Source organism: Burkholderia sp. HI4860, from assembly GCF_002223045.2.
GTDB lineage: Bacteria > Pseudomonadota > Gammaproteobacteria > Burkholderiales > Burkholderiaceae > Burkholderia.
Genome location: NZ_NKFO02000005.1, coordinates 287,221 through 301,159 on the forward strand (window position 1 = coordinate 287,221; position 13,939 = coordinate 301,159).

The following is a 13,939-nucleotide window of genomic DNA, read 5'->3' on the forward strand; positions in this document are numbered from 1 at the left end:
ATCCGCATGCCCTTCTCCGCCTGCCCAGGTCGCACGACCGTCCGCCGTCGCTCCGAGGCGTGCCCGTGCGCACGCTGATCGCCGCGCTGGTGCGGCGCGGCCCGACCGTGCTCGCGTGCGGCGTCTGTCTTGGGCTGCTGGTGCCGCCGCTCGCGGATCTCGCGCGGCCGCTGATGCCCGTCACCGTGTTCCTGTTCGTGCTCGGCACGCTGCTGCGCGTCGAGCCCAGCGCGGTGCGCGCGGTCGCGCGGCGGCCGGCCGTGTCGCTGCTGCTGCCCGCCGCGACGATGATCGCGTGCCCGGTCGCGCTCGGCATCGCCGCACGGCTCGCCGGCATGCCGTACGACTGGGTCGTCGCGCTGGTGATCGCGTACTGCGCACCGCCGTCGAGCGGCACGTCGACGATCGCGCGGATGCTGTCGCTCGATGCCAGCGTCGCGCTCGTCGCGACCCTCGCGTCGATGGTGTTCGTGCCGCTCACCGCGCCGCTGCTGACGGCCTGGTTCAGCCACGATGCGGCCGTGTCGATTTCCCCTCTGACGCTCGCGTTACGGCTCGCGCTGCTGATCGGCAGCGCGGAGGGCGTCGCACTGCTCGTGCGGCGCTTCGCCGGCTCACGGCTCGATCGTTATGCGACGCCGATCGATGCGACTGTCGTCGCCGCGCTGCTGGTGTTCGCGCTCGGCACGATGGCCGGCATGCAGCAATCGATCATCGATGCGCCGCACCGCGCGCTGAGCGCGATCGCCCTCGCGTTCGCCGTCAACGCGGGCTTCCAGGTCATCGCGTACGGGCTCACGCCCGGCGATGTCCGCACGCGGCTCAATGTCGCGCTGATCGTCGCCAATCGCAACGTTGGCCTGATGTGGGCCGCGCTCGGGCTCGCCGCGACGCCCACCATGGCGCTCGTGTTCACCTGCGCGCAGTTGCCGATCTACACGCTGCCGCGCGTCGTCCAGCATCTGCTGCCGCGCCTCGAAGCACAGCGCCTGCGCCGCCGTGCGCGCTAGCCGGCACGCGATGCCGCTCCCTTCTTCCGCCTTCGATCAAGGATCCAGCATGAAGCGACTCATCGTGATCGGCGCCCGCGCCACCGGCAGCAGCCTCGCGCTCGTGCGTGGCGCGCTTGCGCGGCAAGTGGCCGTGACCGTGATCACCGCCCCTGGGCACCGTCTCGACGGCGTCTTTCCGGCGGGCGTCGAGACGATCAACCTCGAACCCGATGCCGGCCAGCTCGCCGGCTGGCTGCGCACGCGCTATCCGGACGCGCTCGACACGCTGCGCGTGACGACCGCGCACGACACCTACGCGCGCACCGCCGCGTGGGTCGCCGATACGCTCGGCCTGCCCGGCCCCGATGCGCGCCACGTCGCGCACGCGGTGTCGAAGTCGAACCAGAAGGCGCTGCTCGCCGCGCACGGCATCCCCGCCGCGCAATTCGTCACGGGCACGCTGGCCGCGCCGGCGGCGCTCGCGGCCGCGGCCGACCCGCTGCGTTTCCCGGTCGTCGTCAAGCCGTCGGAAGGCTCGGCAAGCGACGGCGTGCGGCGCTGCGAGAGCATCGCCGAGGTCCGTGCGCAGCTCGACGCCCTCGCCGCCGGGCAAGCCGACGCGCAAGCGCGCGCGACCGAGCGCGTCGTGATCGAGGAATTCCTGAGCGGCAGCGAATACTGCGTCGAGTATTTCGACGGCCGGTACGTCGGCGCGCTGCGCAAGCTGAAACGGCACGGGGCGGGCTTTCTCGAGCGCGGCTATACGTCCGAACTCGACCTCGATGCAAGCACGCTGCGCGCACTGATCGACGTCGGGTCGCGCGCCACGGCGGCCGCCGGGCTGACCTGGGGGCCGGTGCACCTGGACTGCATCGTGCACGACGGCGTGCCGCACGTGATCGAACTGAATCCGCGCATCGCGGGCAGCTTCATCTGCGACATCGTGCGCGACGCCTATGGCTTCAACGTGGCCGAAGCGTTGCTCGACAAGCTCGACGGACGCCCGGTGGAGATTCCCGTGCTGTTCGAACCGCATGCGTATGCGCGCGCCGAATTCCTGCTCGACAGCGATCCCCGCGCGTGGCGTTTCGCGCAGGCGGGTGAGATTCACGACGGCACGGTCACGATCAGCTACGGGCCGCAGGTGCTGCCCGATCGCGAGCGGCGTGCGTTTCTTTATGTGCGGGTGGCGCTGCCGGTCGCGCACGGTGTGGAGGGTGCGCCCGCGCATTCCGGTTCGTCGGCCCACGGGCAGCCCGTCGGGCAGCCCACCGTTTCCGGCCAGGCGTAAGTCGATCGACTCGATGCCTTCCCGGGCTCGGCCGCAAGCCGCCGTGCCGCGTGGCTTCGGTCAGGCACCGTCACAAACGACGCCCCAGCAACTGCCCCGGCCACCCTTCCACGTCGAAGGGTGCAATTCGCTCATAGCCGCACGACTCGTAGAAACGCACCAGCGCGCCGGTCCCGCCGCCATAGCAGTCCACCCGCAAGCGCGCGACCCCGGCCGCGCGGGCACGCTCGTCCGCGAAGGCCATCAGGCGCCGGCCGATACCCCGCGCCCGCGCATCGCGCGACGCCACCAGCACACGCACGTAGATTTCCGGCTCGGTCGCGGGCGGTACGTAGGGCATCGACTCGCCGAGGATCAATGCGCCGAGGACGCGGCCGTCCTGATCTTCTGCCACCCACGCGTCGGGCAGCGCGCAGGCGTCGGTCACGAGCGCGATCCGCCGGGGTTGCGTCGACCAGGGCTCGCGACCCCATTGCCCGTCGTTGCCGATGGAGACGAACCACGCAATCACGTCGTCGAAGATCGCCAGCACGGCCGGGGCATCGAGTGCGCTGGCACGACGAATCGTCACCTTGTCCACGCCTGTCGCCGTCACGTTCAACACTCCTTCGCCAGCGTCATCAGCCGGCGCGCAATGGGATGTCATGCCGGGCTGCCCAGCGACACGCGATGGTAGCTCGACGATCAAGCCTGCTACGGTACTGACATTCCACCCGATTGATCAAGGTGTGGCGGAACGCGATTCGACATGACGGGTTGTTTTCGTGAAAAACCCGGGAGATCGGCGCAAGGCCGAACGGGGTCGATCGACCTTCGCATGCATGAGCGTGGCCGCCCCCTACCAACGAGCCGCTCCGCTGCAGACGAATCAGCACGGCAAACGTGGTTCGAGGCGTAGCAAGGAAACCGAAAGATCGTGCTGCAGCGCATTGCCCCCGGCGCGCCCCCGATTTGGCGCAACGACCCGCCGCCTGCTCCGCCCCGGATCGCAGCGGATCGATTCCCGCGCGAATGTCGCCGTTCACGGCAAAAATATACAATCGACGCGATGCATCGCAGGCATGAAGCGCCAGCCGTCCACTCTCGCTCGCCACCATGAACGCACCCGCTGATTCCACCTCTTCCGCCCCGTCGGTACTCGGCGTCTATCGTCAACCGGCGGACCCGTCCGCCGGGCAATGGATCGTCAGCCGCGCCGAACGCGCGCACCTGTACCGCATCCAGCATCACCGGCCTGACGGCAGCACCTCGGTCGATACGGTCGTCGATGCGGACAACCTCGATGCGAAGCTGCACAAGTGGATCCGGGAAGGTTTCGTCCAGCGTGAAGCCGGCGATCGCGCGGCGCCCGCTCATCGCGGCGCGTTCATGCAGGCGCTGCGAAGCGCGCACGCGTCGCGACCGGCGGCAGCCGGCGACGCGGCCCACGTCGCGCAGGTGGGCGGCGTGCCGATGCCGCGCGGCCCGGGCGGGCCGCTCGTGCCGCCGCTGAACCCGGCCTACCTGTTCACCGCGCGCGTGACGAACGTGCTGGAAGACATCGTCGAGAACCGGCGCATCCTGCTGATCGGCCACACCGGCACGGGCAAGACGAGCCTCATCGAGCAGGCCGCCGCGCTGACCGGCCACGGCGTGCTGCGCTCGAACATGAACGGGCAGACGACGGTCGGCGACTTCGTCGGGTTCTGGACCGTCAAGGGCGGCGAGACGATCTGGGTCGACGGCGTGCTGCCGACCGCGATGCGTGACGGGCTGTGGCTCATCGTCGACGAGATCGACTTCGCGGAACCGGCGATCCTCGCGGTACTGACCGCCGTGCTCGAACCGGCGGGCCGCTTGTTGCTGAAGGAGAAGGGCAACGAGATCGTCGTCCCGCATCCGTCGTTCCGGCTGTTCGCGACCGCCAATGCGGTGGGCGCGATGGGGCAGTTCCGCCATCTGTACCAGGGCGCCAACGTGATGAACGAGGCGTTTCTCGACCGCTGGCGCGTCTACCGCCTCGACTACCTGCCGCCGCCCGACGAGGCGCGCGTGCTGCAGCGCACGTTCGGCCCGGCCATGACCGCGGCGATGGCCGACACGCTCGCGGCCATCGCGGCCGACTGCCGCGCCGCGTTCGTCCGCGAGGATCTGGCCAGCGCGTTCTCGACGCGGCGCCTGATCGACTGGGCCGAGCTGATGCTGCGCACCGGCGATCCCGAATCGGCCGCCGGCCCGACGATCTATGCGAAGGTCGGCACGGAAGACGCCGACCTGATCCGTAGCATCATCCGCCACTACATCGACGTCGAGGCCTGACGCGATGGACCGGGACGACGACGCACGGTCGCTCCACCTGACCCGGCTGGCCCGCACGCTCGCTCAACGGCACGGCCTCGAGGTGCGGTTCGCGCGTCACGCGCCCGTCGCGCAGCGCGACCTGCTGGTGCTGCCCGACACGCTGCTTGCCGGCGACGACGACGTCGACGACGATGCGATCACCGGCCTCGTCGACCTCTACGCGGCGCGCATCCGCTTCGGTGCGATCGATGACATTGCCGCACTGTCGTCGCCCGCGGTGCGGGCCATTGCGCAGACGATCGACGACCGGCGCGCGGCCGGCCGCCTCGCCGCGCTCTATCCCGGCGCGATGACCTTCCTGCGGCGGATGCGCGCGACGACGGCCGCCGACACGCTGCATCGGTGGCCGCGCATGGCGTGGCGCGACAAGCTGGTGTGGCGCATCGAACGGGCGCTCTGGGACGAACCGCTGCCTGCCATCGAGCGTGTGCCGTCGCTCGACGCGACGATGGCCGCAGCGGGCGATCTCATCGACGCAGCGCGCGCAGCCACATCGACCGCCGACAGCATCCGCGCCGCGCACCGGATCGTCGAACGCGTGCGCGCGCTGGCGTCGGCCGGTGCGAACAACATGATGTTCACCGCCGATCCGGGCAGCACGATCGACAGCGACAGCATCGCCGCCGAATTCGAATCGGACGGCCAGCACGCGCCGGACGACTCCCGTGCGCCCGTTTCCGCCGAATCGGGCGCCGGGGCGATCGCCGACACGGCATCGTCCACCGAAGCACCGACGCCGGGCGACGCGATGCCGCCCGGCACGATCCGCCTGTCCGCGGACAACCGGCCGCTGCTGTCGGTCCCGCTGACCACCGCGTTCGACACGGTGACGGACTTCACCGGCAACGGCGAACCGGCGCGCTGGCACCGCCTGCGAAGCGCGGCCCGCGCGCAGACCGAGCCGCTCAAGCTGAAACTCGAACGCGCGTTGAAAGTGGACGAGCAGACGCGCTGGAAACGCGAACAGGAACGCGGCGAGCTCGACCGGATGTCGCTCGCCCGCCTCGTCACGTCGCCCGGCTATCGCACGCCATTCCGCGTCCGGCGCGCCGCACCCGGGCGCGACGCGGCTGTGAGCCTGCTGATCGATTGCAGCGGGTCGATGGCCGGCAGGAAGATCGAACTCGCCACGCTGTGCGCGGCAGCGCTGTGCGATGCGCTGACGCAGCTCGGCTTCGCATGCGAAGTGCTCGGCTACAGCTCCGTCGAGGACGCGGCGATGCGCGCGCACTACCAGCGCTGGATCGACGCGGGCCGCGACACGTTCGGCTATAACCGGTTCGTCGAACGGCTCGACCTGCGCGTCTACAAGCGGTTCGATTCCGACAATCCGAGCGGCCTCGCGTGCATCGAATGCGGCCACGAGAATCCTGACGGCGAGGCGTTGAGCTGGGCCGCCGAACGGCTGCTGGCGAAGCGGGCGCGGCGGCGAATCCTGATGGTGCTGTCGGACGGCTATCCGGCCACCGGCGACGGCAACCCGGCGATCCTGCGCACCGACCTGCGTGCCCGCGTCGATGCGCTGCGCGAGCGGCGCGTCGAACTGATCGGTGTCGGGATTCTCGACGATGCGGTGGAAACCTTCTATCCGGTCAGCAGCGTGGTCGAGCATCTGCACGAGTTGCCGGGCGCGGCGTTCAGCGTATTGAGCGATACACTGCTGGATCGGCGCTAGCCGCGCGCGCGACAGGGTCGAAGCCCGCTTCGATTCGCGGGCGCGTCACATCGGACGGTTAGCATCGCCGATGGCCGGCTCGAATCGCCACGCGTACGCAGCAACCCGCGTTCCGTTGCATTCGACCGGCCGACCGGTTTCGATGTGCACGCGGCCGGCAGCACGATCCTTGCTCCGCGCCTCCTTTCGATTGTCAACGCGACGGCGGAGTCGGCCGCATCTTCCTGCCACGGTCGGCCGCCGGCACGAAACTGTACATGCCCAGGAAAAAAACCAGCCTCTGGTTGCGGCCCCTCGAACTGCTCTCCGTCGCGGCCGGCGCGCGCCCGACGAAGCGCACGAGCAAGCCGCGGCCGGCCGCCAAGCGGGCGGTCAAGCCCGTCGCCCGGCCGGCCGTCACCGTGCGTCCCGCCCGACGCACCGGCACCGGCACCGCGCATCCCGCTCGCGCCCCGGCGGACAAGGCGCCCGGCACGTGGCTCCGCTCGTTTCATTCCGCCGGCCCGAGCGCCGGCCGCTACGTGAACCATCTCGCCTACGCGCTGTATCTCCCCACCGCACCAGCGACGACAGCCGGCATGCCGGTCGTCGTCATGCTGCACGGCTGCAAGCAGAGTGCGGAATCGTTTGCCGCGGGCACGCGCATGTGCCGTCTCGCCGAGCGCTCGGGGTTCGCCGTGCTGTTCCCCGAGCAAGCCAAGACCGCGCATGCGCACCGCTGCTGGCACTGGCATGGCGACGCGACGGAGTCGGAAGCCGCGGCCGTCACGTCGCTGGTCGACGCCATCGTGCGACAGCACGGCTTCGACCGCGACCGGATCTACCTGGCCGGCATGTCCGCCGGAGCCGGGCTCGCCGCGGCACTGGCGATCCGGTATCCCGACCGCTTCGCGGCCGTCGGCCTGCACTCCGGCCCGGCGATCGCCCCGCCGTCGTCGGCGTTGGCGGCGATGAACCTGATGCGTCGCGGCCTGCGCGACGACGCGATCCGCGCGGTCGAGGCCTGCGCCGACGTCGCGTCCTATCCCGGCATGCCGGCCCTCGTCATGCACGGCGCACTCGATACGGTCGTGACCGACCGGAACGCGACGCAGCTCGGCATCGCGTTCGCGCGGCTCAACCGGCTCGTCGACGAGCACGGCGCGATACGGGTGGGCGAGCAGCGCACCTATGCGCGCGACGATGCCGACTATGTCGACTACCTCAAGGCCGGGCGTCTCGTCGTCAGGGTCTGCATCGTCCGCCGGCTGCCGCATGCGTGGAGCGGCGGCGACCCGCGCGAGCCGTTTCACTCCGCCACGGGGCCGGACGCCACCGCGATGTTCTGGCATTTCTTTCGTCGCCAACGCCGCAAGCGGCTGCGCTGACGTGCAACCACCGCGCCGGCCCGTGGCATCACGCCCGGTGCGCCAGCTCCGCCGTGTTTTCGCGATCGCCGGCGCGCCGTATCGGTATCCGGACGCAGAACGTCGTGCCCCGCCCGGGCTCGCTCGTCACGTCGATAGTGCCGTGATGGCGCTTGACGATGCCGTGCGAGACCGACAAGCCCAGCCCCGTGCCCTGCCCGACCGGCTTCGTCGTGAAGAACGGATCGAAGATCCGCCGGACGACGTCGGGCGTCATCCCCGTCCCGGTGTCGCTGATCGCGATCGACACCTGCTCGCCGTCGCTCGACGTGCGGATCGTGATCACGCCGCGCTCGGGAATCGCGTGCGCCGCGTTCACCAGCAGGTTCATGAAAACCTGGTTCAACTGCGACGGCAGGCATTCGACCTGCGGCACGTCGCCGTAATCGCGCACGATGTCGGCCTTGTACTTGAGTTCGTTGTGGACGACGTTGAGCGTGCTTTCCAGGCCCGCGCGGAGATCGACCACGCTCCACTCGTCGCTGGCCGGACGCGAGAAATCGCGCAGGTCCTGCACGATGCGCCGCACGCGCAGCGCGCCGTCGATCGATTCGTCGATCAGCGTCCCGATCTCGCCGCGCACATAGTCCAGATCCGCCGCGCGGCCCGTCGCCGCCAGCGCGTCGCGCGCGGCCGGGCCGAGCTGCGGCAGCGCGGCTTCATGCGCGGCGATCACGTCGAGCAGGCTACGCACCCATATCTTCAACGTGTTGAGGTTCGCACTGACGAAGCCGATCGGATTGTTGATCTCGTGCGCGACACCGGCCGCGAGCTGACCGATCGACGCGAGCTTTTCCGACTGCAGCAGCTGCACGTGGGTTTCCTCGAGCGCATGCAGCAAGCGCCGCTGCTCGTCCTTCTCCTGTTCGAGCCGCGCCTGCGCGGCCTTGCGTTCGTCGATCTCGGTCGCCATGTTCTCGCGCGTGCGCTGCAGCATCGCCGTCGTCTGCTCGTAGCGGTGCAGCGCGCGTTCGAGTTCGACGGTGCGCAAGCGCACGAGCCGCTCGAGCGTATCAGTCATCCCGCGCAAAAAGGTTGTGCGCGCATCGAAGCGGCTCAGCAACAGCGTGACGACGAGGGTTCCCGTGGTGAACAGCGCGACGGTCGTCGCGAGCCACGGCGTGTCGACCCCGTTCGCGGCCCCGCACCGCGCGTCCGGCGCGAAATGCGCGGCCGCCATCGCCGTGTAGTGCATGCCGGTGATGCCGACACCCATGATGAAAGCCGCACCGACCCGCTGGGCGGTCGCATGGCGCGCCTGCTGCGCGCGCAACGCCTGTGCGATCCAGAGCGCGGCCGTCGACGCGATCACCGCGATGCCGATCGACGCGGTGAACAGCACGGCATCGTAGCGGATGCCGGGCTGCATGTGCATCGCGGCCATCCCCGCGTAATGCATGCCGGCGATCCCGGCGCCCATCAGTACGCCGCCGACGAGCAGCCGCCGCCAGCCCAGCCGTGCGCGCGTGACGACGGTCAGCGCGAAGTACGACACGAGCACGGCAATCGCCAGCGACGCGGCCGTATCCGGCCATGCGTAGCCGAGCGGAATCGGCAGCGAAAACGCAAGCATGCCGACGAAATGCATCGACCAGATGCCGGTGCCCATGGCCACCGCGCCGCCGCCCAGCCACGCATGCTTGAGCTTCGGGTTGTCGAGCAGCGCAATGAAGGCGGCCAGGTCGAGTGTCGTATAGGAGGCCAGCGTCGCGATCGCGAGCGACAGCAGGACGAGCGGGAGATGGTAGGTGCCGTGCATGATCGAGCACCCGGATCGAGGTGAGTGCGTTGCCGCGGCGCGCCGTCGTGCACCGCGGCCATCAGGCCGCGCGGCCGGGCTCAGGCCGGCGCCGCGCCCGCAGTCGGCGCGCCCGGCGCCGGCTTCGCCGCGGCCTGGCCGGCCAGCACGAGGATGTCGAACGACGTCCCCTCGCGCGTCTCGAAGCGGCGCACGAGCTCGATCTGGTGCGCCGACATCACGCTGCCCTTGGTCATCAGCAGCACGCCGCGATGCGTGCGCAGATCGTCGGCGAGCTGCATCCCTTCGCGCAGCTGCGCGGACTTGATCTCCGCGACCGACGCCGCGATGCCGAGGCTCGCCGGGTCCCGCATCAGTTCGATCAGGCCGTCGACGATCCGCGGGTCGTAACGCACGCCGGCCTGCGAGCGCAACGCGTCGAGCGCCTGCTCGACCGAATGCGGCGCCCCGATGTCGCCATTGCGCAGCCCTTCGAAGTCGCGCGCGATCGCCAGGATTCGCGAGCCGAGCGGGATCGCGTCGCCCGCCAGGCCGTCCGGCGTGCCGCGTCCGTTGAAGCGCTCGTACTGGTGCAGCACGATCGACGCGACCTTGTGCAGTTGCGCCACCGGTGTCAGCACCATCTGCGCGCGCAGCGGATGCTGCAGGAACAGGCCGTGCTCTTCCGCCGTCATCTTCGCGAGCGGCTTGCGCAGCAATTCGTCCGGCAGCGACAACTTGCCGATGCCGTGCAGCAGCCCCGCGAAATAGACGTCCTGCGCATGCAGCTCGCTCATCCCGGACGCCAACGCGAGCCGCCGCGCGATCTCGCCGACCCGCATCGCATGACCGCTGGCCGACCCGCAGCGGATCTCGATCATGCTCGCGCAGACCTGGACCATCGCGGTGAAGCTGCTTTTCAGGTCGCGCTCCGCGGCTTCGAGGAACATCACGGTCTGGCCGAGCTCCTCCGTGCGTGCGCGCACCTGCGTTTCGAGTTCCGTGTTGAACCGGCGCAGCGCTTCGTTCTGCGCTTCCGTCAGCGCGGCCAGCCGGGCCGCTTCACGCCGCAGGCGCCGTTGCTCCAGCGCCTGTTCGAGGGTCAGCAGCAGGTCGTGATCGTCCCACGGCTTGTTCAGGTAGCGATAGACGCCGCCGTCGTTGACGGCCTGCATGACCGACGCGATTTCCGCATAGCCGGTCAGCAGGATGCGCATCGTGTCCGGGTAGAGCGCTCGCGCGCGGGCCAGGAACTCCGCGCCGCTCATGCCCGGCATCCGCATGTCGGACACGATCAGGTCGACTTCGGTCGACGCCAGGACCTCGAGGGCCGCCTCGCCGCTTTCCGCGGTCAGGATCGCGTAGCCGGCGGGACGGAACACGCGCCTGAGCGCCGACAGCACGCTCGGCTCGTCGTCGACCAGCAGGATCGACGGTACGCCACCCGCATCGTCGGATGTCGCTGCCGCCCCGGTCGTTTCAGGCGATACCGCATTCAGTCCGTTTGTTGCAGATGTCGTCATGATGGCCTCGGACCATGTATTTATAGTCTCTCTGCATCAACGGCATGCGCCGCGCATTCCGTATCCGGGAAAACGCTGATGTGCTCGCCCGGATCGCACCGCGGCTGCGAGCTACCCCGTCGCCGAACCCGGTGCGCGCACGTAGTAGATGTCCCACTCCGCTTCGTCGGCCTGCACGAAGCCGTGCCGCGCATAGAAGCGGTTCGAATCGCTGCCGCGCAGCGCGCCGACGCGAACGGGCATGCGCTGCGAGTCGGCGTCGGCCAGGATCCTGCGCAGCACGGCCGCGCCGATCCCCTGTCCCTGATGCTCGGGCACGATGTACAGATGGTCGAGCAGCCAGTGATCGTCCTGCGGCCGCACCACGAAAAAGCCCGCGTTCACGCCGTCGACTTCGATGAAGCGGCATCGCGCCGGATCGAACGACGCGAGAAACCGGTCGCGCGCACGCTGGGGATCGAAGCGGCCGATGCGCTCGAGGCTGTCGCGCATCGCGGCGATGCGGATGGCGACCAGCGTCTCGGCGTCGGATCGGGTGACGAGTGGAAAGGTCAGGTTCATTGGCAAGTTGCGCTCATGCGGAGAAACGCCCAGCATCCCGGCGCGGGCGTCGAAGCCTGCTCGCGACGCCGGCCGGCGGGCAGGCGGCACGAACCACGCGCGTCAGGGCGTCTCGATGCCGTCGGCTCGCGTCGCCAGGAATCGCAGATACTTGCCGTCCTCGTCCTCGAACAGCTCCGGCCCGCCGCTCGCATAGGCGCGCATCAACTCGTCGGCCGCGCGGTCGAGATCGCCCAGCTCGAACTGGCACTGACCCAGCCTCAGGTGCAGGAACGGGTTGCCGATCGCGTTGGGGAAATGCATCGACTGGGCGAGATTGTCGCGTCCGGCCGCGTAGTTCGCTTGATGGAAATTCACGTCGCCGATGGCGGCCATCAACCAGGTGCCGGCTTCCCAGTTGGTCTTGGGTTCGGGAAGCAGGTCGAATCCCGCCCAGAATTTCTCGAGCGCGCCTGCGTAGTCGCCCTCTTCCATCAATGCATCGCCCGCGTCGCTCAGCGCGCCGATCCGTTCGTACAGCGCGTTGTCCAGTTCTGCCATGTCGAGTTCCTGTTCCGAAGTTGAAATCGGCCCGGTGCGGCCGGTGATTGCGATGCAATCGCGGTGATTGTGTGCAGTTTTGCCGTGCGGGTCGGTCGTCCGAACGGCATTCATCCAGCATACCCGAGCCGTATGACGCGCGTGCCTCGACTTTCGGCGTAACAGCACGTGCGGGTTGGGAAACGATCGCCCAATCCTGGGGGATGCGCCTGAATTTGCTTGCAGGCGGCACCGTTCTACAATTGGCTGTTGGCCGAGATCGCCTGCAACTGACTCGATGGCCGACGTCGAGTGCACCCTTGCGGGCCGCGGGCGAACTCGGGCCGCCAAGGCAACCTTTCGCAGTCACATGAGCGCCCAACCCCCAACCTATCCGCCCCACCAACATGCTCACCGCCTTTGAACTCGCTGGTTTTGTTGCTGCGCATGCCGTCTGGTGTATCTCCGACGCAGATGGCCTTGTCCCGATGATGGCATTTCAGACTGACGATGGTCAGCGAAAATTCGAGCGGCTGGTGTTCGATGACGTAGGCGAGGCAGTCGAGCACGGCCGAAAGCAGCTCGAGAGCGACCCGTTCAATGCAAATGACGGTGTGCTGGCATACGACGGCCGGATCGCCACGCCAGAGGGCAAAAAGGTTGACGCGATCATTTTGGAAGCGCGTTCCTACGCTTTCCCGTGGGCAAAGGCGGCCATTGCGGTGGCATACACACCGAAGAGCAGCGGCAACTTCCGTGTACACAAGCCCAAACTCATCTTGTGGGACAAGTGTGATGACTTTGATATCGGCGCCGCCATTGACTCATTCTTCAACGGCATTGCTTCACATCAGCAGGGCGCGAAGATTTGGAACGATGCGCTGGACGAGAGCAAGTAGGAATCGCCCGCTGCTGTTCTTCACTGACGGCACGTGGCCGCGGGCGCGTCGCGTGTCGCATTACACTATCGGCCGCCACGCTACGCGTCCCGACCCTCCGTGTTGCCGGGCATGCTGCCGACCGTGATGTCGGTCGCGCTCACCCGGCGAATTTTCGTTTGACTACCGACCCATGCTCCGCTTCGACAATCTCGGCAAGCGCTACGACAAGCGCGTCATCTTCAACGGACTCCACTACGCATCCGGCGCCGGATGCGTCGCGCTGTGCGACGAAACCGGCAGTGGCAAATCGACGTTGCTCGCCATGCTCGCGGGCACGCTCGACGCGGACGAGGGCGAGGTGTGGATCGGCGGCCATTCGCTGCGCACCGCGCCGCACGATGCGAAATCCGCGCTGGCATACGTGCCTGACGATTGCCTCGCCTATCCGCTCCAGACCGGGCGCGCGTTTCTCGATCTCGTGGCGGCCGGCAGGAAGACCGTCGTCGACGCCCGCACGCTCGAGCTGGCCGATCGATTCGGGCTCGGCCCGCATCTTGAGAAGCGCTTCGAGCAGATGTCGTTCGGCACGCGCAAGAAACTGTTCCTGACGGCGACGACGCTCGGCGCGCCCGCCGTCGTGATCGCCGACGATCCGGACAGCGGGCTCGATGCCGCGTCGCGTGCGGTGCTGATCGATCTGTTCAAGACACTGGCTGCAGACCGTGTCGTCTTTTTTTCGACTTACGATCCGGCGTTGGCGCGCGCGTGCGACGCAAGGGTCGTCACTTTTGCGGAGCTTGGATTCGCGGGATAGACGGTAGCGTCGCGGGCGCAATCGCGGGGAAGGATCCAGCGTGGTGGCTGGCGGAGGGAGATCGGCGCATCGACAATCGATCGCCGTCATTTTATGGAAGGAAGTGCGAAACGGACCCACCCGCCCCGCACTTCCGTGACCGTCGCGATGCGCCTACCCGGCGCGCCGGGCCCCGATCAACCGACTGTCCAACACCGCA

Annotated in this window: 12 protein-coding genes; 7 read left to right on the forward strand and 5 right to left on the reverse strand. The window is 68.6% G+C overall.

The window, feature by feature from the left end:
- Positions 1–65: 65 nt before the first annotated feature.
- Together CFB34_RS35400 and CFB34_RS35405 are read left to right on the forward strand one after the other, a co-directional pair.
- Entirely contained in the window at positions 66–1,010 is a 945-nt protein-coding gene (locus CFB34_RS35400) for a hypothetical protein (RefSeq protein ID WP_089444554.1), read from the forward strand.
- Positions 1,011–1,059: 49 nt separating this feature from the next.
- Entirely contained in the window at positions 1,060–2,283 is a 1,224-nt protein-coding gene (locus CFB34_RS35405; protein ID WP_089444329.1) for an ATP-grasp domain-containing protein, read from the forward strand.
- A gap of 70 nt (positions 2,284–2,353) precedes the next feature.
- On the opposite strand, the gene CFB34_RS35410 is transcribed toward CFB34_RS35405, so the two are convergent.
- Complete coding sequence (locus CFB34_RS35410; protein ID WP_242808757.1) at positions 2,354–2,863, reverse strand: GNAT family N-acetyltransferase; 510 nt, start codon at positions 2,861–2,863, stop codon at positions 2,354–2,356.
- A 515-nt stretch (positions 2,864–3,378) separates the two neighbouring features.
- Between CFB34_RS35410 and CFB34_RS35415 the strand changes: the two genes are divergently transcribed.
- From CFB34_RS35415 to CFB34_RS35425, 3 genes are all read left to right on the forward strand, one after another.
- Complete coding sequence (locus tag CFB34_RS35415) at positions 3,379–4,581, forward strand: AAA family ATPase (RefSeq protein ID WP_089444330.1); 1,203 nt, start codon at positions 3,379–3,381, stop codon at positions 4,579–4,581.
- 4 nt (positions 4,582–4,585) lie between these two features.
- The gene (locus tag CFB34_RS35420; RefSeq protein ID WP_089444331.1) at positions 4,586–6,298 is read left to right on the forward strand and encodes a cobalamin biosynthesis protein CobT; all 1,713 of its coding nucleotides are present in this window, start codon (positions 4,586–4,588) and stop codon (positions 6,296–6,298) included.
- 257 nt (positions 6,299–6,555) lie between these two features.
- Positions 6,556–7,665 carry an alpha/beta fold hydrolase gene (locus CFB34_RS35425; protein ID WP_089444332.1) on the forward strand — a complete coding sequence of 370 codons (1,110 nt, stop codon included), beginning with the start codon at positions 6,556–6,558 and terminating at the stop codon, positions 7,663–7,665.
- 28 nt (positions 7,666–7,693) lie between these two features.
- Here CFB34_RS35425 and CFB34_RS35430 read toward each other — a convergent pair whose 3' ends face one another.
- The 4 genes from CFB34_RS35430 to CFB34_RS35445 form a co-directional block, all read right to left on the reverse strand.
- Positions 7,694–9,463, reverse strand: coding sequence for a histidine kinase (locus CFB34_RS35430; RefSeq protein ID WP_089444333.1), 1,770 nt, complete (start codon positions 9,461–9,463; stop codon positions 7,694–7,696).
- Between the two features lie 80 nt (positions 9,464–9,543).
- Positions 9,544–10,965, reverse strand: a complete 1,422-nt coding sequence (locus tag CFB34_RS35435; RefSeq protein ID WP_089444334.1) for an HD domain-containing phosphohydrolase — start codon at positions 10,963–10,965, stop codon at positions 9,544–9,546.
- Positions 10,966–11,076: 111 nt separating this feature from the next.
- A complete protein-coding gene (locus tag CFB34_RS35440) occupies positions 11,077–11,526 on the reverse strand; it encodes a GNAT family N-acetyltransferase (protein ID WP_089444335.1) in 450 nt (149 codons plus the stop codon).
- Between the two features lie 102 nt (positions 11,527–11,628).
- Entirely contained in the window at positions 11,629–12,066 is a 438-nt protein-coding gene (locus CFB34_RS35445; protein ID WP_089444556.1) for a hypothetical protein, read from the reverse strand.
- 386 nt (positions 12,067–12,452) lie between these two features.
- Between CFB34_RS35445 and CFB34_RS35450 the strand changes: the two genes are divergently transcribed.
- Positions 12,453–12,944 carry a hypothetical protein gene (locus CFB34_RS35450; RefSeq protein WP_089444336.1) on the forward strand — a complete coding sequence of 164 codons (492 nt, stop codon included), beginning with the start codon at positions 12,453–12,455 and terminating at the stop codon, positions 12,942–12,944.
- A gap of 172 nt (positions 12,945–13,116) precedes the next feature.
- Positions 13,117–13,740, forward strand: a complete 624-nt coding sequence (locus tag CFB34_RS35455; RefSeq protein ID WP_089444337.1) for an ATP-binding cassette domain-containing protein — start codon at positions 13,117–13,119, stop codon at positions 13,738–13,740.
- Positions 13,741–13,939 lie beyond the last annotated feature (199 nt).

Excerpts from the sequence above, each read along its gene's own strand:
- CFB34_RS35405 (WP_089444329.1), top strand. The coding sequence starts at position 1,060 with ATGAAGCGACTCATCGTGATCGGCGCCCGCGCCACCGGCAGCAGCCTC.
- CFB34_RS35415 (WP_089444330.1), top strand. The coding sequence starts at position 3,379 with ATGAACGCACCCGCTGATTCCACCTCTTCCGCCCCGTCGGTACTCGGC.
- CFB34_RS35420 (WP_089444331.1), top strand. The coding sequence starts at position 4,586 with ATGGACCGGGACGACGACGCACGGTCGCTCCACCTGACCCGGCTGGCC.
- CFB34_RS35425 (WP_089444332.1), top strand. The coding sequence starts at position 6,556 with ATGCCCAGGAAAAAAACCAGCCTCTGGTTGCGGCCCCTCGAACTGCTC.
- CFB34_RS35430 (WP_089444333.1), bottom strand. The coding sequence starts at position 9,463 with ATGCACGGCACCTACCATCTCCCGCTCGTCCTGCTGTCGCTCGCGATC.
- CFB34_RS35435 (WP_089444334.1), bottom strand. The coding sequence starts at position 10,965 with ATGACGACATCTGCAACAAACGGACTGAATGCGGTATCGCCTGAAACG.
- CFB34_RS35440 (WP_089444335.1), bottom strand. The coding sequence starts at position 11,526 with ATGAACCTGACCTTTCCACTCGTCACCCGATCCGACGCCGAGACGCTG.
- CFB34_RS35445 (WP_089444556.1), bottom strand. The coding sequence starts at position 12,066 with ATGGCAGAACTGGACAACGCGCTGTACGAACGGATCGGCGCGCTGAGC.
- CFB34_RS35450 (WP_089444336.1), top strand. The coding sequence starts at position 12,453 with ATGCTCACCGCCTTTGAACTCGCTGGTTTTGTTGCTGCGCATGCCGTC.
- CFB34_RS35455 (WP_089444337.1), top strand. The coding sequence starts at position 13,117 with ATGCTCCGCTTCGACAATCTCGGCAAGCGCTACGACAAGCGCGTCATC.